Here is an 18,481-nt window from a genome sequence, read left to right as displayed (position 1 = left end):
TGTTGGCGTATCATGTGCTGGCGAAGATTAGCGCATGCAGGACCGGCGCGCCACCGTGCCCGGCAAGTCTTCCGAGGCGCCGAAGCCGCCCAGCCGGACCGACAGCCCGATGCTGGTTTCCGGCCGCACGCTGTCCGAACTGGTAAAGCGCCGCGACACGCCCATGTCCACCGTCAGGCATTCGTTGCGATAGGTCAGGTCCAGGGACGCGCGCTGCGCCTGGTCGGCGTTGAAGTCATAGCGGGTTTCAGCCGTGCCCCACCAGCCCTCGCGGATCTGCCAGCCGACATTGGCGACCAGTTCGCTGATATCGGCACGCTCGGTTTCGGCCACGTCGCCGTCCAGCCACAAATGCCCCGCCGAGAGTTGCAGGTCATTGCGCAGCCAGCCCAACCGCAACTCGTTGCGCGAGATGTCGAAGCCGTCGTCGAACAGCGCCCGGTTGGCGATGGCAAGCCCGTTGCCGCTGTCGTATTGCGCCGCCACCAGCCAATCGGAACTTGTTCCCGACAAGGACGAGCCATCGGGGAAGGCGCGTTCCGGATCGGCCCTCAGCACGCGGCCACCGGTCAGGGCCAGCGACCAGCCGGTCGGGTCCAGCCTGGTCCAGGTCACCCCCAGATTGGCGCGCAGGCCACCTTCGCGGGCGTCCCAACCGGGAAAACGGCTTTCCGAGAACAGGTTGCCTTCGTCGAACTCGATCAGGCGGCTGTCCTCGTTCGGGATATCGTCGTCGTCGCCCGCAGGGGAATAAAGGATGTGGGCCACGGGCTCGACCAGGTGGGTCACGCCGCCCTTGCCGCCGATCAGCGGCCAGCGCAGCTCGACACCAACCATCGGGTCCGCGCGCGTCACCACGTCGTCGAAGCGGCTGTCCTGCGCGATGCGATAGATGTCGGCGTCGATCCCGGCAAGGGCCGCGCCCACCACGCCGCCCGGCAGGATCTCGCTGCGCCGCCAGTTGAGGCCAACCGAGGCGCGGGCCATGTCGCGGCCCAGTTCGTCCTGGTCGGACGGACGGCGATGGGCATGGATCGACCATTCCAGAAGCCCCTGCCCGCCGATGTAATCGGGGGTGAAGCGCCGCTGCCAGATCACGTCGGCCACCTGCGCGGGAGAGGTGCTGTTGTCCTCGTCGTCGCGCAGCGAGTGATAGTTGCCGACCCGCCCGAAGAACAGCTTGTCGCGTGTGATGCGTTCAAGCGTGAAGCCGCTCCACAGCCGGTCGGCCTCGGTGATGTCGTAGTCCAGCAGATAGCCCCGGTCGGAAGCCGCCTGAAGCTGCACGCCCAGCCGATAGCCGCGAGGCAGGTCCACAAGGGCATTGCCGAAGACATAGCCCCGCGTCTCGCCGGGGCGGATGTCGTCGCGGGTGATGGCGCCGTTCCATTCCGTCACGGCGTTTGACCAGGCCTGCCGATAGCGCAGTTCCAGCGTCCGCGTCCGGCTGGCCGAAACATAGGGCGTCACCGTCACGTCGGCATGATCGCCCAGCGTCACGAAATACGGCAGCTTCACCCCGAATCCTAGGCCCGAGGTGGTCCGGAACTCGGGCCGCAGAAAGCCGGTGCGCCGTTCCACAGTGGGATCGGGCGCTGTCAGGGCGAATGGTGCTGCGGCCAGCGGGATGCCCAGGGCGCGGAACTGCGGGTGGTCAAAGGTGATCAGCCGGGTTTCGGCGTCATGGGTGATGGCGCGGGCGCGGATTTCCCAAAGGGGCGTGGGGTCGCTGGCGCAAATCTGGCAGGAGGACGCGACCACGTTGCGCAGGTTCGTCATCCGGCCGTTGCCGGTCCGCGTCAGTTTGGTCGCGGCAAGCTGCAATTCGCGGGCCAAGACCAGCCGTGCACCGCGGATGATGCCGTCCTGCAATTCGCGGTCAAGCTGGCCCGAATCGGCCACCAACACGGCCTCCTCCTCGGGATTGGCGGCGCCGGGGCGGGACAGGTGGATCGGCCCCTCGATCGTCAGGTTGCCCGAGGCGCCGTCGACGACGATGCGCGACGCGACCAGCCGGGCGCCCTGGTACCAGACCACCACGCCGCCCGCCGCGATCAGCGTGCGGTCGCCCTGCAGGACCATGCTGTCGGCCAGCACCGTCGCCGCATCGTCCTGTGTCCCGCCGGGATCGCGGCCGGGCAGGGTCACGTCGGCATCGGGATCCACCGCCTTCAAGGCAGCGGCGCCGGGCGTCCGGTCGCCCAGGACCTCATTGCCCAGCGGAGTGGCGGTGGGGGCAAGGGCTGCCTCGTCGCTCCACAAGGGGCTGGTTCCGCCCATGCCGCCCGCGCCCAGGCCCGGATCCTGCGGCAGCATGGTCTGCGCAAGGGCCAGGCCGGGCAGAATGGCCAATCCCAGTCCCAGTCTACAGGCTTTCAGCACGCGCCGTGTCATCCGTCCTCCCGCGCAAGGATCAGCGCCATGGCCAGAAGCCCGCCGACCAGGGGGGGCGTCCATCCGGCCAGAAGCGGCGGCACCTGGCCGTTGTCGCCCAGAACCTGCGCGAGATTGCGCAGAAAGAACAGCCCGATCCCCGCGCCGAAGGCCAGCAGCACCGCGGTTCCGGTACTGCGGCCGCGGACATGCTGCATGGTGAAGGCCGCGGCGACCAGCACCATCGCCCCCATCAGGAAGGGCCGGGCCAGTTCCATCTGCAGCCAGACCTTGTGGCGCGCGGCCGAGAAGCCCGCGCGTTCCAGCCCCGCGATGAAGCCGGGAAGTTGCCAGACCGGCACCGCCTCGGGGCGGCCGAAGCCTTCGCGGATGCGCTGCGCGGTCAGGTCCGAGGCCAGTTCCATCTGCGGGGCCGAGATTGCGGCAGCCTGGGGATTGAGCTCGGTCAGGGGATAGTCGCGCAGGTCGCGCAGTTCCCATTTGCCGGGCAGCAGCCGGGCCTCGCGCGCCTCGATCCGGCGGACGGGGCCGCGGGCAGCGTCGAAGACCATGAAGGTCGCGTCGTAAAGCGTGGTGGCGTCGGGGCTGGCGCGGCGGGCGCGGATGACGATCTGGCCCGATTCCTCGGACCCCTCGATGACGGCCTGGCGCAGCCAGACCGCACTGTCGCCCACCGAAACTGTCTGGCGGCTGTCGCTTTCGATCCGGGCGACCGCCTCGTCAAAGCGCGCGCCTGTCACGGCCACCAAGGGGTTCAGCAGCGCGACGCTCAGGCCGCCGGCCAGAGCGGCGGTCACGGCAGGGGCGGTCACGACCTTCAGGGCAGACCGGCCGGATGCACGGATCGCAACCATTTCGGACGTGCGGGCCAGGTTCAGGAACAGCGCGATCCCGGCCAGCACGGTGAGAAGCGGAAGGATCGAATAAAAGCTGGAAGCGATGTTCAGCGCCGCCAGCCCCAGGGCACCCGCCAGGCCGATATTGTCGTCGGAAAAGCGGCGGATCATCTCGATCATGTCGATCAGCAGCAGGATCAGCAGGAACACCCCTGCCACCGTCAGGAAGGACCGCAGAAAGCGCCGTGCGACATAGCTGGCCAGGATCATGCCGCAGCCCCCGTTCGGTGCTTCAACCGCCGCGGCTTGCCCGCCCACCACAAAAGCCCGCAGCACAGCATCGCGCCGATCAGCGCGGGCAGGTAAACGAGCGGCCAGAGCGACGGGTCGCGCCCGGCCTGGTTGGCGGCGGCATTGGACAGGAACTGCACGACAAGCAGTCCCAGGATCGCCCAGAAGACCTGGCGCCAGACGCCGAAGCGCGAATAGCCGCCGATCAGCAGCGTCGCAAAGCCGATCATCGCCGCAACCGGGGACAAGAGCGGCTGGGCAATGCGCTCATGCGCCTCGCGCCGGGCGTCGGGGGCGGTGGCGCCGGTCGCGGACAGCAAGTCCGCGTCCGGGTCCAGCAGCCGCAGCGTGCCGTAATCGCGCAGGTCGCGCCCCCTTCGCCCCCCGCCCGTCAGCATGGCCCCGATGTCATAGCTGAATTCCTGGAAGCGCGTGACGGCAAGGGCCTGTCGGTCGCCGTTCTGCCGCAGGTTCTGCGACATGCCGCGCAGCAGGATCAGCACCGGGCCGTTTTCTGCGCGGATCACAAGCGCCTCCTCGGAGGTGTAGATGGTCTGGTTGGCGGGGTCGCGCGCATCTTCGATGAACAGATCCAGCAGGCGGCCGTCGGTGGCGATGTCGCGGATGAACAGGGTGATCCCGTCGGCGGGATACTGGAAGCTGCCGGGGCGCAGGAACTGCTCGGTCACGTCCTGGGCCAGTTCCGCCTGGCGGTCGGCAAGGCGCGCGCGTGCCAGGGGCACTAGCCCATGGACCAGCACGGCGACCATCAGCCCCACGAAGACCCCGAAGACCAAGACCGGCCGCGCCAGCCGCCAGGGCGACAGGCCCGCCGCCTGCATCGCCACCAGCTCGGATTCGCCGGCCATGCGGTTCGTGCCATAGGCCGTGGCCGCGAAGGCCGCGACAGGCAGCACGACCGAGATCACCAGGGGCAGGGTCAGCGCGGTGAATTCCAGCACTACCAGGGCCGTCTGCCCGTCGCTCAGAAGGTCGTCGAACAGGCTGACGGCGCGGTTGATCCAGTAGACCGACACCAGCACCAGTGCGAAGAACCCGAACAGGGTCAGCATCTGGCCAAGGATGTATCGGTCGATCCGGGGCATGGGGCGGGGGATGTCCTTGGGCGGGCGGCTTCGGTCACGTCTTGCTTAGCGGCAAGGGCGGCTCTGGAAAAGGGTGCGCGGCGGGTCTAGGCTGCCCTCCGCGAAAGATGAGGAGCGCGCGATGACCCAGCCTGTCGAGATCACTTTCACCGAAATCGCCACCGGCCGGCTGGCCAGCCACGAGGGGCGGGTGGCGATGATCGTGACACCGGGGGCCGACCTGCCGTCCGGCCTGCCCGATCCCGCGCAACAGGCCGTGCGTCGCGCGATGGAATCGAAGGCCGGCAAGGGGCTGAAGCCCGGCGCCGCCCTGGAACTGGCCTTCCCCGCGGGCATGGAGGCCGAAGCGCTGACCCTGGTGGCGCTGCCTGATGATGCCAGCGTGGCCCAGGCCCGCAAGGCAGGCGCGGCCATCGGTGCAAAGCTTGGCAAGACACATACGCTGGTCCTGGCGGGCGGGCATCCGCTCGCCAACGAGATCGCGCTTGGCATCGCGCTGCGCGGCTATGACTTCTCGGTCTACCAGACCAAGCCGGTCGAGGGCGACGGAGAGGCAGGCGCCGACCCGACCCCGCAAAGCGTTACGCATGAACCTGAAAACGCCGTGCTGGCCGATGCCCAGGCCGACAGCGCGCCCGAATCCCCCGACGCGCCGGTCAGCGAAAAGGCGCGCGTGACCTTCATGGCGGACAATCCCGAGGTCCTGGCCAAGACCGCGCAGGCCGCCGCCGCCGTGGCCGAGGGCGTCTTCTTCACCCGTGATCTGGTCAACGAACCGGCCAATGTCCTGACCACCAGCAATTTCGCAGACCGCCTGAAGGCGATGGAGGAGATCGGCCTGACCGTCGAGGTGCTGGAGGAAGACCAGCTTGCCGAACTGGGCATGCGCGCGCTGCTGGGCGTGGGGCAGGGGTCGGAAAGCCCGTCCAAGGTCGTGGTGATGCACTGGAACGGCGGCGGGGACCAGGCGCCCCTGGCCCTGGTCGGCAAGGGCGTGGTCTTCGACACCGGCGGCATCTCGATCAAGCCCGCGGCGGGCATGGAGGAGATGACGATGGACATGGGCGGCGCTGGCGTCGTCGCGGGCGTGATGCGCACCCTGGCCCTGCGCCGGGCCAAGGCGAATGTCGTGGGGCTGGTGGGCCTTGTGGAAAACATGCCCGACGGCAAGGCCCAGCGTCCCGGCGACATCGTGCGGTCGATGAAGGGCGACACGATCGAGGTCATCAATACCGACGCCGAAGGGCGCCTGGTCCTGGCCGATGTCATGTGGTACGCGCAGACCCGCTTCGACCCGTCCGCCGTGATCGACCTCGCGACGCTGACCGGCGCCGTCATCATCGCGCTTGGGCATGACAATGCGGGCGTCTTTTCGAACGACGACGCGCTTGCCGACAACATCCTGGCCGCCGCGCGGGCCGAGGGAGAGGGCGCGTGGCGCCTGCCCCTGGGCCAGCCCTATGACAACCTCATCAAGTCGCGCCTGGCGGACATGAAGAACACGGGCGGCCGCGCGGCGGGATCGATCACCGCAGCGCAGTTCCTGCAGCGCTTCATCCGCAAGGGCACGCCCTGGGCGCATATCGACATCGCGGGCGTGGCCCTGCCGCCGGGGGCGACGGACCTTGCCCCGAAGGGCGCGACGGGCTGGGGGGTCATGACGCTGGACCGCCTGATCCGCGACACCTACGAGGCGAAGTAGGCCCGATGGGCAACGCGCTGTTCTATCACCTGACCCGCTCGCCCGCCGAAAGCCTGTTGCCGGTGCTGATCGGCAAGTCCCTGGCGGCGGGCTGGCAGGTGGAACTGCGCGGCACCGATCCCGCCCGGATGGAGCGGCTGGATCTGCACCTGTGGCAGGGCGACGGTTTCCTGCCGCACGGGCTGGCGGGCGGGCCACATGACGCGCGCCAGCCTGTCCTGCTGACGGTGGCGGGGCAGGCGGCCGCGAACGGCCCCGCCTGCCTGATGGCGCTTGACGGGTCCGAGGTCGCGCCCGCCGAATGCCAGGCCCTGACCCGCACCTGCATCATCTTCGACGGAGGCGACGCGGCGGCCACGGCGCGCGCCCGCGACCAGTGGCGCAGCCTGACCGGCGCCGGGGTCGAGGCCGAATATTGGTCCGAGGAATCCGGCCGCTGGGAACGCAAGCGATAAGGCTTGCGGCAACTTGACCCTTGCGCGGCGGGCGCGGGATCTGGCATCGCCCGGTCATGCGGCGCAAGCGTTCACCCCGGATCCTCGGCCTGGCCTTTCTGGCCTTGCTGGCGCTTGCCATGGCCACAGGCATGACGGCACGCCCCGTCCCGACCGAGATGGACCTGCGGCTTCAGGCCTGGGTGATGGCCGGCGTCGGCCTGGAAGACATCCTGTGCGAGGATCACGGTGCGGGCCATGGTGACCATGGCGACGGGCATTGCCCGCTGTGCAACCTGACGGCACCGACCGGGCTGCACGAGGTGACGGCTTCCTTGACGGATGCCGACCAGCAAATCATGGCCCGCATCGTCCTGCCCCAGATCCGCCGGGCCGAGGGGCGCGCCCGTGATCCCGCCATCCCCAAGCGCGGACCTCCGGCGCTGACCTGAACAAAGCCGCCGCCCGTCGACGGGTGGCATCGTCTTGTCCACATCAGGTTCATCCATGACACATCTGACCGAAACCCCGCGGGCCGACGGCGCCCGCGCCGCGCTGCGTCCCTTTCTGCTGCGGATGCATTTCCACATCGGGCTGTTCGTTGGCCCCTTCATCTTCGTCGCGGCCCTGACCGGGCTGCTTTATGTCCTGACGCCGCAGATCGAGACCTGGCTTTACCGCGACGCGCTGTTCACCGACAGCACCGGAACGCCCCGCAGCCTGGCTGATCAGGCACAAGCCGCGCGCGATGCCCTGGGGGCGGATCTGGCAGTGTCCGCCGTCCGCCCGGCGACCGGGCCGGGCAGGACCACGCGGATCATGTTCTCCGACCCCTCGGTTGGCGATTCGGAAAACCGGACGCTGTTCATCGACCCCGTCACGCTGGCGGTACGGGGCGACCTGACCACCTATGGCACCACCGGCCTCCTGCCGTTCCGCACCCGGCTGGATTACCTGCACCGGAACCTGCTGCTGGGCAATGTGGGCCGATACTACAGCGAACTCGCCGCAAGTTGGCTGTGGGTGGCGGTTCTGGGCGGTCTTGCGCTTTGGGCCACGGGCCCGCGCCGCCGCCGCAAGATCGCGGAGATGCCGCCCCCGCAACGCCGCCGCTGGCTGCATTCCACCATCGGCGTCATCTTGTCGGCGGTCCTGCTGTTCGTGTCGGTGACCGGGCTGACCTGGTCGCAGCAGGCCGGCGCGCGGATCGACGCGCTGCGCAGCGAACTGGGCTGGGTGACGCCCTCGGCCAGTGCGGCCCTTCATGGCCCCGCAGCATCTGCGGGCGATCACGCGGGACATGACGACCATGCGAACCACCACGATCCCGCCGCGCGAGAGGATCGCCTGGACCAGCTGGACGCCGTGGCCGCCGCGGCCCGGGCAGGGGGCATCGATTCCCCCCTGGTCGAGATCCGCCTGCCCAGGCCCGATCAGGCCTGGGTCGTGCGCGAATACGACCGCCGCTGGCCCACCCGGGTGGATACCGTGGCAATCCATCCCGACACGTTGCAGATCACCAGCCGCGCCGACTTCGCCACCTTCACCCTGATCCCCAAGCTGATCCGCTGGGGCATCGACGCGCATATGGGCGTGCTGTTCGGCGTGGCGAACCAGATCCTGATGGCGGGTCTGGCAATCGGGCTGATGGTGATGATCGTTTACGGCTATCGCATGTGGTGGACGCGCCGTCCTGTGGCGGACGAGCCGCTGTGGAAAAGCTGGCGGCGCCTGTCTGCAGGTCAGCGGGTGCTGTGGGCGGTGCTGGCGGTGGCCGTCGGCTGGGCGCTGCCGGTTCTGGGGGTAAGCCTGGCGCTGTTTGTGGCACGTGATCTGCTGCAGGGGCGGGCAGCGGGCTGATCACGCCGCCGCGTGGCCGGCCAGCCGGGCGTGCAGGTCGGTGCGCCGCAGGCTGGCCTTGGCGCCTTGCATCACCGCGCGACCCCGTTCCAGCACCAGGAAGTCGTCGCCCAGATCCCAGGCGAAGTCGAAGAACTGTTCGACCAGCACGATTGCCATGTCGCCTCGGTCGCGCAAGGCGGCAATGACGCGGCCGATCTGTGCGATGATGTTGGGCTGGATGCCCTCGGTCGGCTCGTCCAGCAGCAGGACGCGCGGCCGGGTGATCAGCGCGCGGGCGATGGCAAGCTGCTGCTGCTGGCCGCCGGACAGGTCGCCGCCGCGCCTGTGCGCCATCTCGGCCAGGACGGGGAAGCTGTCGAAGATCTCGTCCGGGATGCGGCGGTCGGCGCGGGGCAGGCAGGCAAAGCCCGTCTCCATGTTCTCGCGCACGGTCAGCATGGGAAAGATCGCGCGGCCCTGCGGGACATAGCCCACGCCGAGGCGAGCCATTTGCTGGGCGGTGATGCGGCCCAGGGGCTTGCCGTCGAAGGCGATGTCGCCGCCGGACCGCGGATGCCGCCCGGCCAGCAGGTTCATCAGCGAGGTCTTGCCCACGCCGTTGTTGCCCATCACGCAGGTGACCGATCCGGGCCGCGCTGCGATGTCGATCCCGTGCAGGATTTGGCTGGTGCCGTAATGCAGGGTCAGGTTGGTGGCTTCCAGCATGTCCTATCGCCCCAGATAGACTTCGATGACGTCGGGATTGCGGGTCACGTGGTCCAGCGAGCCCTCGGCCAGGACGGAGCCCTGGTGCAGCACGGTGACCTTGCAGTTCAGGCGGCGCACGAAGTCCATGTCATGTTCCACGACCACCACGGCCCGCGTCTGCGCCAGACGCACCAGCAGCGCAGTGGTCTGCTCGCGTTCGGCCAGGGTCATGCCGGCGGCGGGTTCGTCGACCAGCAGCAGGCGCGGTTCCTGGGCCAGCAGCATCCCGATCTCCAGCCATTGCTTCTGGCCGTGCGACAACTCGCCCGCCTTGCGTGTGATCTGGGCCGCCAATCCGACTTCGGAGGCCAGTTCGGCCACCTTGCCCGCCGAGTCCACCGACGGCCGCCAGCCAAGCACCGCGAAGGGGTTGCGATTGGCCTTAAGCGCCATGGTCAGGTTGTCGGCCACGGTCTGGTCCTCGAACACGGTGGGCCGCTGGAACTTGCGGCCGATGCCGGCGCGGGCGATCTGCGCCTCGTTCATCTTCAGAAGCGATTTCGGCGGCGTGCCCCATTTCACGTCGCCCGCGTCGGGCCGGGTCTTGCCGGTCACGATGTCCATGAAGGTGGTCTTGCCGGCGCCGTTGGGGCCGATCACCGCGCGCAGCTCCGCCTCGCCGATGTTGAAGGACAGGTTGTTGATGGCCCGGAACCCGTCGAAGCTGACCGAGATGCTGTCCACTTCCAGAAGCGCGCTCATGCCTTGGCCTCCTGTGCCGGTTGGGGAACCTCGCCCGTGGCGCGACGCGGCGGGCGGATGCCCCCCAAGTGGTCCACGATCCCTGCGATGCCCTTGGGCGCGAACAGCGTGACCAGCACGAAGCCGATGCCAAGCGCCACCTGCCACCAATCCACCCAGTTGACGGTATAGCCCGGCAGGTGGATAGCGGGTGCGCGCCCGCCGGTGAACCAGCTTGACAACAGCGACACCAACGCCGCCCCGATGATCGCGCCGTAAAGCCTGCCCCGCCCGCCGATGGCGACCCAGACGGCCAGGTAGATGGAGGCGATGGGCATCAGTTCCGCCGGGTTGATGATCCCGGCCTGCGGATAATACAGCGCGCCCGCCACGGCCGTGATCATCGCGGCAAGGGTGAAGACCACCAGCTTGAAACCCTCGACCGGGTAGCCGAGGAACCGCACGCGGGTTTCGTCGTCGCGGATGGCCCGGACCACGCTGCCGAACTTGCCGCTGACCAGCCAGGCCGCCAGCACGTAAGCCAAGCCCAGGGCCAGGGCAGAGGCCCAAAGGAACCAGACCGACAGGGTGGCCTGATCGACCGCGTCCAGGCCGGGGATGTTCTGCAATCCCGACAGCCCGTTGTTGCCCCGGAACCCGCTGTCGTTCTGGAACAGCCACAGGGCCAAGGCCAGCGTCATCGCCTGGGTCAGGATCGACAGATAGACCCCGTTCACGCGGCTGCGGAAGGCCAGCCAGCCGAAGACCAGGGCCAGCAGGCCGGGCACTGCGACGACCAGCAGAAGCTGGATCGGCAGCGAATGTGCAAAAGCCCAGACCAGCGGCAGGTCGGACGATCCCACCACGCCGAAGATCTGGTTGGCGACGCCTTCCTGCAATTCGGCAGGCGTAGGCGGGATCGGGTTTCCGGCCAGCGAAGCTGCGACGATGCTTTCGGTCCGGGCATACATCAGCCACTGCCCGATCAGGTATCCGCCAAGCGCGAAGAAGGCCATCTGGCCCAGCGACAGGATGCCCAGGTATCCCCAGACCAGGTCCATCGCCACCGCCGCAAGCGCCAGGCACAGCGTCTTGCCCAGAACCTTCACGGTCGAGGTCGGGACGGTGCCGTTGCCATAGGCCTGGCTCAGCAGGGTGACGGCGACGGTAAAGACCGCCAGAACCGCCAGCACGACCAGGATGGACGGATTGCGCAGGATGAAGGGTTGCCGGGTCAGCTTTTCGGTCATGGGGTCACGCCTCCGCCGCGCGGCCGCGCTGCGGGATGATGCCGCGCGGCCTGAACTGGATGAAGATGATGATGAACAGGATCATGAAGGTCTGCGCGGCAAGCGTGTTCGCGGGGTTCATGAACTCGATCACCTTGGACAGCCCGCCGATCAGCGCGGCGCCCGCCAGCGTGCCCCAGATGTTGCCCACGCCGCCCACGACCACCGTCATGAAGCTTTGTACGATGTATTGCTGTCCCAGTTCCGACGTGACCTGCGCGAACAGCCCGATGGCCACGCCCGCGATGCCCGCGATGCCCGACCCCAGGCCGAAGGTCATCATGGCGATGCGGTCGGGGTTGATTCCCATGGACGCCGCCATGCCGGGGTTCTGGGTCACGGCGCGGACCTCCAGTCCCAGGCGGGTGCGCTTCATGATGAACAAGAACAGGCCCAGGAACAGCAGCGCCAGAACGAAGATCGCCACCCGGATCGAACTGATCGAGATCACGTCGTTGATCGTGATGGCGCCTTCCAGCCAGGCGGGGGCGGTCAGCGGGCGGGCCTGGGTGCCGAAGATGTTCTTGGCAAGCTGCTGAAGCGCGATGGACACGCCAAAGGTCGCCAGCAGCGTTTCCAGCGGACGGTTCGCCAGATGCCGGATCACCAGCCGGTAAAGGATCACCCCTGCGCCGAAGGTCACGGCAAAGGCCAGCGGCAGGGCCACAACCAGGGACAGGGTGCGGTTGGCGACCAGGGTCTGGACGACATAGCCCGTATAGGCGCCCATCATGATGAACTCGCCATGCGCCATGTTGATGACGCGCATCACCCCGAAGGTGACCGCCAGCCCGATGGCCGCCAGGAAGTAGATCGAGGCTAAGGACAGCGCGTCCAGCCCCAGGTCGATCCCGGTCATCGCCGCCAGACGCACCTGCGCGCCGGTCTGCGCCGCGCGGGCGGCGTCGGTCACGTCGCTGTTCGGTTCAGCGTAGATTTCGAAGAAACGGTGGGCGTCAATGGCTGCCTCGACCTCGGCCTCGGTCGCGGCGGGGGCAACGGCGCCTGCGGCCTCGAGCGCCTCGTAGGCGCGGTCGCGGGCGGCGGGATCCGAGAGGTCGGCTACAGGGATGCCGCCCACGCGGCCGTCCACGATGTTGGCGGCAAGCGCGTTGCGCTGATCGGCGGGGGTCAGGCGGGGTTGTAGGACGCCCTGGCTGGTCAGCAGGGCGATGGCGGCCTCTCTCGGGAAGTCGGCCTCGCCCACCGATAATGCGCGGACGATGTTGGCCTCCGGCTCGGCGGGGGCGGCGACGCGGGTCGTCGCCAGCAGCGGGTTCAGCGCGGCCCGGAAGTCCAGGCCGACATCGCCAGACATCGCCTCGATCGCCGCGACGCGGGCGGCGGGGTCGGGATCGAAGCGGATCGCGAGAAGGGCCGTCACCCGGTCCCGCTGCGCGGCCAGGGCAGGATCGGCCTCGGCCGGGGCGGCGCGCAGGGCCGCAAGGTGTTCGGCAGTGCCGTCTCGGGCAATGCTGGCTAGGGCGGCGGCGCGGCGGGCCGGATCGGGGCTAGAAATCTCGCCTGCGACAAGGGCGGATTCGATGACGCCGCGCACGCCGGAATTGGGGCGCAGCATCTTTGGATCGGCGCCGGGAACGGGCTGGCCGGTCACGGCATCGGTGGCGGCGTCGCCGTCCACGATCAGCAGCCGCCCGTCATCCGTCACCCCCAGCGAACGGTCGGCCCAGGCGGACAGCAGGGCCAGCCCCTCGGGTCCGGTGGCGGCGATCTGCGCCACCAGCGGCTCGACCGTGCGGCGCGACGGTTTCTCGATCTGGTCGAGGTTGCCGGCAATGACCGCCTCAAGCGCGGGGTTCGCGGCGGCGGGCAGCGCCAGCAGCAGCGCCAGGGCAAGAACGATCAGGGGGCGGATCATGGGCGCGTTCCTTGAGCGAGGGGGGCGGCAGCGCCGCCCCCGCAAGGGTCAATAGTTCGACTGGACCTGCACGCAGGTGTTCGTCTCGGTGTTGAACATGCCGCAGTCCTTGCCCGGCCAGTCGGCTTCCAGCTTGGCGGATTCGGGCAGGAAGTCGGTCCAGGCATCGCCCGGCACGGGTTCGGTCTGGCTGACGATGTCGAACTGGCCGTCCTCGCGGATCTCTCCGATCAGGACCGGCTTGGTCAGGTGGTGGTTCGGAAGGACCGTGGCAGTGCCGCCGGTCAGGTTCGGAACCTCGACGCCGACGATGGCATCCAGCACCGGATCGACATCGGTGGTGCCGGCCTTTTCGACGGCGGCGACCCAGGCGTTGAAGCCGATCACCGTGGCTTCCATCGGGTCGTTGGTCACGCGGTCGTCGTCGCCGATGAAGGCCTTCCATTCCTCGATGAAGGCGGTGTTGGCGTCGGATTCGGCGGTCTGGAAATAGTTCCAGGCGGCGAGGTGACCGACCAGGTTGGTCGTATCAAGTCCTGCAAGCTCCTCCTCGCCGACCGAGAAGGCCATGACCGGGATGTCGTCGGCCGACACGCCCGCCGCCGCCAGTTCCTTGTAGAAGCCCACATTGGCGTCGCCGTTGATGGTGGAAACCACGCCGACCTTCTTGCCGTCCGCGCCAAGCGCCACGACATCCGCCACGATCTTGGACCAGTCCGAATGGCCGAAGGGGGTGTAGTTGACGAAGATGTCGCCTTCCGCCACGCCCTTGCCCTTGAGATAGGCGTCCAGGATGTTGTTCGTGGTGCGCGGATAAACGTAATCCGTGCCAAGCAGCGCCCATTTCTCGACGCCCAGTTCCTCGGCCATGTAATCCACCGCCGGGATCGCCTGCTGGTTCGGCGCGGCGCCGGTATAGATCACGTTCTTCGAGGATTCCTCGCCTTCGTACTGGACGGGATAGAACAGCAGGCCGTTCAGTTCCTCGATCACCGGCAGGACCGACTTGCGCGACACGCTGGTCCAGCAGCCGAAGATCGCGTCCACCTCGCTGACGGTCAGCAGCTCGCGCGCCTTTTCGGCGAACAGCGGCCAGTCGGATGCCGGATCCACGACCACGGCTTCCAGCGGGCGGCCCAGAAGGCCGCCCTTGGCGTTCTGCTGTTCCACCATCATCAGGACGGTGTCCTTCAGCGTCGTTTCCGAAATCGCCATGGTGCCCGACAGCGAATGCAGCACGCCGATCTTGATCGGTTCGCCTTCCTGCGCCATCGCCCCCGTCGCCAGCACCATGGCGGTGGTCAGCGTCAGCATCGCGGACAGTTTACTCATCATCACCTTCCCCAGCCGTTCGGCCCATGTCCCTGTTGTTTTCCGTGAAAGCACAGTGGCCTTCGCAGGTGCAGCAAGCCGGGATTTGCGGGGGCTGAACAGGCTTTGGGCAGGTTTCGGGCCGGCGATGCGGCAACTGGGCGAACAACGGGCAGCCGCGCAGGCGGTTGCTCGCGCCGCAGGCAGGCTCAGGCTGCGCGAGGCTGCAATCCGCCCTGGTCGATCAGGAAATCGACGATCTGGTCCACGCCCCGGCCGTGGCGCAGTTGCGCCATGACCACCGGGCGGGCACCGCGCGCATTCCGCGCATCGGATTCAAGCAGTCCGGCGTCGACCCCGACATGGGGCGCAAGGTCGGTCTTGTTCACCACCAGCAGGTCGGACCGCGCCAGGCCCGGCCCGCGCTTGCGAGGGATGTCCTGGCCTGCCGCCGTATCGATGACATAGATGGTCAGATCCGCCAGTTCCGGCGAGAAGGTCGCGGCCAGATTGTCGCCGCCCGATTCGATCAGCACCAGATCCAGGTCCGGAAAGGCCGCGTTCAGGTCCGCGATGGCGGCCAGGTTGATGCTGGCATCCTCGCGGATCGCGGTATGGGGGCAGCCGCCGGTTTCCACGCCCCGGATGCGTTCGGCGGGCAGGACCTGGGCGCGCATCAGGGCCTCGGCGTCCTCGCGGGTATAGATGTCGTTGGTGACAACCGCCATCGACAGGCGCGGCGCAAGCGCGCGGGCCAGTTGCTCGGTCAGCGTGGTCTTGCCGGCGCCGACGGGGCCGCCGATGCCGACGCGCAAGGGTCCATGGCGGGGGCCGGTGTTGCTCATGATCTGAATATCCTGACGGGCATGGTTTCGTGGCGCATGGCGGCGATGTCGGCGCCCCAGCTTGCAGAGGCAAGGTCGTCCTCGGTCGCCGTGGCGGCACGCGCGGCGGCGGCAAGGATCGCGGGCTGAAGCGCCGCCAGCATCTTCTGGCCTTCGAGGGGGCCCAGCGGCATGAAGCGGACGGCGGCGCTGATCAAGGCAGCAGCCTGGGCCTGCAGGAAGGCCGCGATGATCTCCGGGTGCGGCAGCGGCATGGCGGCGCAAGCGCGGCCAAACCCCACCGCCAGGGCGGCGGCGGGCTGCTGCTGGCCTGTCAGCGCGGCTATGTTGGCGGCGAAGGCGGTGCCCTGTTCGACCGTCTCGGCCAGGCGCTGCGAGGAAAGGCAGGCGGCGCGGGCCAGATCGTCCAGGGCCGCGTGATCCGTGGCGCGCAGCGACAGCGCGACCAGCACCGCATCGGTCCAGCCCGCCCCATGGTCCAGCCAGTCGGCCAGCCATTGCGGCAAGGTGGCGCGGGTGACGACACCGCCGTCCATCGCCCATTCCAATCCCTGCGACCAGGCGAAGCCGCCCACCGGAAAGGCGGGCGACAGGACCTGGGCCAGATGCAGGCGCGCGGCCTCAGGCGTGGTGATGGGCGTGGCTGTGGTCATGCGCGTGATGGTGCGAAGATCCGTGGTCATGGCCGAAGGTCCGGCCATGTCCATAGGCGCCGCCTTCCGGACGGAAAGGCAGGTCCGCGTGCTGGATCTCTGCCCCAAGCTGGCGCAGCATGGCTTCCAGGACATGATCCTGGCGGATGATCAGGCGGTCGGCCTCGATCCGGCAGGGGGTGTGGCGGTTGCCGATATGCCAGGCAAGGCGCGCCAGGTGGCCGCGGATGACCAGCACCGGTTCGGGCCTGGCGCGCATCACGATGCGGCGGCCGTCCGACAGTTCGAAGGCATCGCCGTCCTCGACGCTCGTCACCTCGGGCAGGTCGACCAGGAAGTCGCCCGTGCCGCTGGCCAGCTTCTTGCGTCGCAGAAGGCGGCCTTCGTAGTCCAGCGCGATTTCGCCGTCAAAGGGGGCGGGGGCGTTGCGGATGATGCGGGTGGCGGTGATCATGAGGTCCCTCAGAACAGGAAATAGCGTTGGGCCATGGGCAATTCCGTAGCCGGTTCGCAGGTCAGCAACTGCCCGTCGGCGCGGACTTCATAGGTTTCCGGGTCCACCTCGATGGCGGGCATGGCGGCGTTCAGGACCATGTCGGCCTTGCCGATGCCTCGGGTGTTTTCCACCGCGATCAGGGTCTTGTGCAAGTTGTCCCCCGCGCCGCTTTCCAGGCCCGCCTTCGACACGAACAGCGCGGACGCCCGGCCCGTATGCCCCCACATCGGGCGGCTGAAGATCGGCTGCACGGGGATCGAGCCGTTCGGATCGCCCATCTGCGCCACGCTGATCTGCCCGCCGACCAGAACCATTTCCGGCTTCACGCCGAAGAAGGCGGGCGACCACAGCACCAGGTCGGCCCGCTTGCCCGGCGTGATGCTGCCGATATGGGCGGAAACGCCATGCGCGATGGCCGGGTTGATCGTGTATTTGGCGATATAGCGGCGGGCGCGCAGGTTGTCGTTCTGGCCCGTCTCCTCTGGCAACCGGCCCCGCTGGCGGCGCATCTTGTCGGCGGTCTGCCAGGTGCGGATGATGACTTCGCCGATCCGGCCCATGGCCTGGCTGTCGGACGAGATGACGCTGAACGCGCCCAGGTCGTGCAGGATGTCCTCGGCCGCGATGGTTTCGCGCCGGATGCGGGATTCGGCGAAGGCCACGTCCTCGGGCACGCGGCGGTCGAGGTGGTGGCAGACCATCAGCATGTCGAGATGTTCCTCGACCGTGTTGGCGGTATAGGGCCGCGTCGGGTTGGTGGACGAGGGCAGGACATTGCCCATGCCGACCATGCGGATGATGTCGGGGGCGTGGCCGCCGCCCGCGCCCTCGGTGTGATAGGCGTGGATGGTGCGGCCGGCGATGGCGGCCATCGTATCCTCGACGAAACCGGATTCGTTCAGCGTGTCGGTGTGGATCATCACCTGAACGTCCATGGCATCCGCCACCGTCAGGCAGTTGTCGATGGCGGCGGGGGTGGTGCCCCAGTCCTCGTGCAGCTTCAGCGCGCAGGCGCCGGCGCGGATCTGTTCCTCCAAGGGCGCGGGGACGCTGGCGTTGCCCTTGCCGGCGATGCCGATGTTGACCGGCAGGTCGGCGCAGGCCTCCATCATCCGGGCGATGTGCCAGGGGCCGGGGGTGCAGGTTGTGGCAAGCGTGCCATGCGCGGGCCCGGTGCCGCCGCCCAGCAGCGTCGTGACGCCGGAATGCAGCGCATGGTCCACCTGCTGCGGGCAGATGTAGTGGATGTGGCAGTCGAAGCCGCCGGGCGTCAGGATGCGCCCCTCGCCCGCGATGATTTCCGTGCCCGGCCCGATGACCAGCGTCACGCCGGGCTGGGTGTCGGGATTGCCCGCCTTGCCGATGCCCGCGATGCGGCCGTCGCGCAGGCCCACATCGGCCTTGGTGATGCCCCCATGGTCGAAGACCACGACGCCGGTGATGACCGTGTCCATCGCGCCGCCTTCGCGCGTGACCTGGGACTGGCCCATGCCGTCGCGGACGACCTTGCCGCCGCCGAACTTGACCTCCTCTCCGGGGATGGTCAGGTCGCGCTCGACCTCGATCAGCAACTCGGTATCGGCCAGGCGGATACGGTCGCCGGTGGTGGGGCCGTAAAGCGCCGCGTAATCGGCGCGGGACAGGCGGGTCATAGCGGCCCCATGACGTCTTTGCGGAAACCCTGCACGATGCGTTCGCCCGCGAAGGGGATCAGGCGCACCTCGCGCGACTGGCCGGGTTCGAACCGGACGGCGGTGCCAGCGGGGATCGACAGGCGCATCCCGCGCGCGGCGGCGCGGTCGAAGCGCAGGGCGGGGTTGGTTTCGGCGAAATGGTAATGGCTGCCGACCTGGATCGGGCGGTCGCCGGTATTGGCGACCATGACGGTGACCTGATCGCGCCCCTGGTTCAGGACGATCTCGCCGGGTGCGGGCAGGATTTCTCCCGGAACAAT

17 protein-coding genes are annotated in these 18,481 nt (G+C 68.4%); 4 read left to right on the top strand and 13 right to left on the bottom strand.

All coding sequences use genetic code 11. The features are described from left to right. Positions 1 to 27: 27 nt before the first annotated feature. The 3 genes from FIU66_RS12930 to lptF are packed head-to-tail and all read right to left on the bottom strand — an operon-like array spanning position 28 to position 4,627. Positions 28 to 2,394: an LPS-assembly protein LptD gene (locus tag FIU66_RS12930; RefSeq protein ID WP_167623145.1), complete on the bottom strand. Its 2,367-nt coding sequence runs from the start codon at positions 2,392 to 2,394 to the stop codon at positions 28 to 30. Beyond that, entirely contained in the window at positions 2,391 to 3,500 is a 1,110-nt protein-coding gene (gene lptG, locus FIU66_RS12925; protein ID WP_167623144.1) for an LPS export ABC transporter permease LptG, read from the bottom strand. The genes FIU66_RS12930 and lptG overlap by 4 nt, the downstream gene beginning before the upstream one ends. Beyond that, entirely contained in the window at positions 3,497 to 4,627 is a 1,131-nt protein-coding gene (lptF, locus tag FIU66_RS12920) for an LPS export ABC transporter permease LptF (RefSeq protein WP_167623143.1), read from the bottom strand. Before lptF ends, lptG begins: the two co-directional genes overlap by 4 nt. 121 nt (positions 4,628 to 4,748) lie before the next feature. On the opposite strand from lptF, the gene FIU66_RS12915 reads away from it, so the two are divergent. From FIU66_RS12915 to FIU66_RS12900, 4 genes are read left to right on the top strand one after another with little or no spacing between them, the layout of a single operon-like run. Beyond that, positions 4,749 to 6,329 carry a leucyl aminopeptidase gene (locus FIU66_RS12915; RefSeq protein WP_167623142.1) on the top strand — a complete coding sequence of 527 codons (1,581 nt, stop codon included), beginning with the start codon at positions 4,749 to 4,751 and terminating at the stop codon, positions 6,327 to 6,329. A gap of 5 nt (positions 6,330 to 6,334) precedes the next feature. After that, entirely contained in the window at positions 6,335 to 6,784 is a 450-nt protein-coding gene (locus FIU66_RS12910) for a DNA polymerase III subunit chi (protein WP_167623141.1), read from the top strand. Between the two features lie 56 nt (positions 6,785 to 6,840). Next, positions 6,841 to 7,215 (top strand): hypothetical protein, encoded by a 375-nt coding sequence (locus FIU66_RS12905; protein WP_167623140.1) that lies wholly within the window; start codon positions 6,841 to 6,843, stop codon positions 7,213 to 7,215. Between the two features lie 55 nt (positions 7,216 to 7,270). Next, a complete protein-coding gene (locus tag FIU66_RS12900) occupies positions 7,271 to 8,623 on the top strand; it encodes a PepSY domain-containing protein (protein WP_167623139.1) in 1,353 nt (450 codons plus the stop codon). Here the strand turns inward: FIU66_RS12900 and urtE are convergent, their stop codons facing one another. The 10 genes from urtE to FIU66_RS12850 all read right to left on the bottom strand — a co-directional run bounded on the left by urtE (position 8,624) and on the right by FIU66_RS12850 (position 18,481). After that, positions 8,624 to 9,331 carry an urea ABC transporter ATP-binding subunit UrtE gene (urtE, locus tag FIU66_RS12895; protein ID WP_167623138.1) on the bottom strand — a complete coding sequence of 236 codons (708 nt, stop codon included), beginning with the start codon at positions 9,329 to 9,331 and terminating at the stop codon, positions 8,624 to 8,626. It lies immediately after the preceding gene. A gap of 3 nt (positions 9,332 to 9,334) precedes the next feature. Continuing rightward, positions 9,335 to 10,075 carry an urea ABC transporter ATP-binding protein UrtD gene (urtD, locus tag FIU66_RS12890; protein ID WP_167623137.1) on the bottom strand — a complete coding sequence of 247 codons (741 nt, stop codon included), beginning with the start codon at positions 10,073 to 10,075 and terminating at the stop codon, positions 9,335 to 9,337. After that, entirely contained in the window at positions 10,072 to 11,304 is a 1,233-nt protein-coding gene (gene urtC / locus FIU66_RS12885; RefSeq protein ID WP_167623136.1) for an urea ABC transporter permease subunit UrtC, read from the bottom strand. Before urtC ends, urtD begins: the two co-directional genes overlap by 4 nt. A gap of 4 nt (positions 11,305 to 11,308) precedes the next feature. After that, positions 11,309 to 13,219 carry an urea ABC transporter permease subunit UrtB gene (gene urtB / locus FIU66_RS12880; RefSeq protein WP_167623517.1) on the bottom strand — a complete coding sequence of 637 codons (1,911 nt, stop codon included), beginning with the start codon at positions 13,217 to 13,219 and terminating at the stop codon, positions 11,309 to 11,311. A gap of 51 nt (positions 13,220 to 13,270) precedes the next feature. Next, entirely contained in the window at positions 13,271 to 14,557 is a 1,287-nt protein-coding gene (gene urtA, locus FIU66_RS12875; RefSeq protein ID WP_370528919.1) for an urea ABC transporter substrate-binding protein, read from the bottom strand. Positions 14,558 to 14,742: 185 nt separating this feature from the next. Beyond that, the gene (gene ureG, locus FIU66_RS12870) at positions 14,743 to 15,378 is read right to left on the bottom strand and encodes an urease accessory protein UreG (RefSeq protein ID WP_167623135.1); all 636 of its coding nucleotides are present in this window, start codon (positions 15,376 to 15,378) and stop codon (positions 14,743 to 14,745) included. After that, positions 15,375 to 16,031, bottom strand: a complete 657-nt coding sequence (locus FIU66_RS12865; RefSeq protein ID WP_370528960.1) for an urease accessory protein UreF — start codon at positions 16,029 to 16,031, stop codon at positions 15,375 to 15,377. Before FIU66_RS12865 ends, ureG begins: the two co-directional genes overlap by 4 nt. Continuing rightward, positions 16,000 to 16,485 carry an urease accessory protein UreE gene (locus FIU66_RS12860; protein ID WP_167623133.1) on the bottom strand — a complete coding sequence of 162 codons (486 nt, stop codon included), beginning with the start codon at positions 16,483 to 16,485 and terminating at the stop codon, positions 16,000 to 16,002. The genes FIU66_RS12865 and FIU66_RS12860 overlap by 32 nt, the downstream gene beginning before the upstream one ends. An 8-nt stretch (positions 16,486 to 16,493) precedes the next feature. Beyond that, positions 16,494 to 18,179 (bottom strand): urease subunit alpha, encoded by a 1,686-nt coding sequence (gene ureC, locus FIU66_RS12855; RefSeq protein ID WP_167623132.1) that lies wholly within the window; start codon positions 18,177 to 18,179, stop codon positions 16,494 to 16,496. After that, positions 18,176 to 18,481, bottom strand: coding sequence for an urease subunit beta (locus FIU66_RS12850; RefSeq protein WP_167623515.1), 306 nt, complete (start codon positions 18,479 to 18,481; stop codon positions 18,176 to 18,178). Before FIU66_RS12850 ends, ureC begins: the two co-directional genes overlap by 4 nt.

It is taken from the genome of Paracoccus sp. AK26 (genome assembly GCF_011801365.1).
GTDB classification, from domain to species: domain Bacteria; phylum Pseudomonadota; class Alphaproteobacteria; order Rhodobacterales; family Rhodobacteraceae; genus Paracoccus; species Paracoccus aerius.
The sequence above is the reverse complement of the archived record's forward strand: the minus strand, read 5'-3'. Positions and strand labels throughout refer to the sequence as shown.

What these genes read in the sequence shown, in the direction of transcription:
- FIU66_RS12930 (WP_167623145.1), bottom strand. Translation starts at nt 2,394, where the DNA reads ATGACACGGCGCGTGCTGAAAGCCTGTAGACTGGGACTGGGATTGGCC.
- lptG (WP_167623144.1), bottom strand. Translation starts at nt 3,500, where the DNA reads ATGATCCTGGCCAGCTATGTCGCACGGCGCTTTCTGCGGTCCTTCCTG.
- lptF (WP_167623143.1), bottom strand. Translation starts at nt 4,627, where the DNA reads ATGCCCCGGATCGACCGATACATCCTTGGCCAGATGCTGACCCTGTTC.
- FIU66_RS12915 (WP_167623142.1), top strand. Translation starts at nt 4,749, where the DNA reads ATGACCCAGCCTGTCGAGATCACTTTCACCGAAATCGCCACCGGCCGG.
- FIU66_RS12910 (WP_167623141.1), top strand. Translation starts at nt 6,335, where the DNA reads ATGGGCAACGCGCTGTTCTATCACCTGACCCGCTCGCCCGCCGAAAGC.
- FIU66_RS12905 (WP_167623140.1), top strand. Translation starts at nt 6,841, where the DNA reads ATGCGGCGCAAGCGTTCACCCCGGATCCTCGGCCTGGCCTTTCTGGCC.
- FIU66_RS12900 (WP_167623139.1), top strand. Translation starts at nt 7,271, where the DNA reads ATGACACATCTGACCGAAACCCCGCGGGCCGACGGCGCCCGCGCCGCG.
- urtE (WP_167623138.1), bottom strand. Translation starts at nt 9,331, where the DNA reads ATGCTGGAAGCCACCAACCTGACCCTGCATTACGGCACCAGCCAAATC.
- urtD (WP_167623137.1), bottom strand. Translation starts at nt 10,075, where the DNA reads ATGAGCGCGCTTCTGGAAGTGGACAGCATCTCGGTCAGCTTCGACGGG.
- urtC (WP_167623136.1), bottom strand. Translation starts at nt 11,304, where the DNA reads ATGACCGAAAAGCTGACCCGGCAACCCTTCATCCTGCGCAATCCGTCC.
- urtA (WP_370528919.1), bottom strand. Translation starts at nt 14,557, where the DNA reads ATGATGAGTAAACTGTCCGCGATGCTGACGCTGACCACCGCCATGGTG.
- ureG (WP_167623135.1), bottom strand. Translation starts at nt 15,378, where the DNA reads ATGAGCAACACCGGCCCCCGCCATGGACCCTTGCGCGTCGGCATCGGC.
- FIU66_RS12865 (WP_370528960.1), bottom strand. Translation starts at nt 16,031, where the DNA reads ATGACCACAGCCACGCCCATCACCACGCCTGAGGCCGCGCGCCTGCAT.
- FIU66_RS12860 (WP_167623133.1), bottom strand. Translation starts at nt 16,485, where the DNA reads ATGATCACCGCCACCCGCATCATCCGCAACGCCCCCGCCCCCTTTGAC.
- ureC (WP_167623132.1), bottom strand. Translation starts at nt 18,179, where the DNA reads ATGACCCGCCTGTCCCGCGCCGATTACGCGGCGCTTTACGGCCCCACC.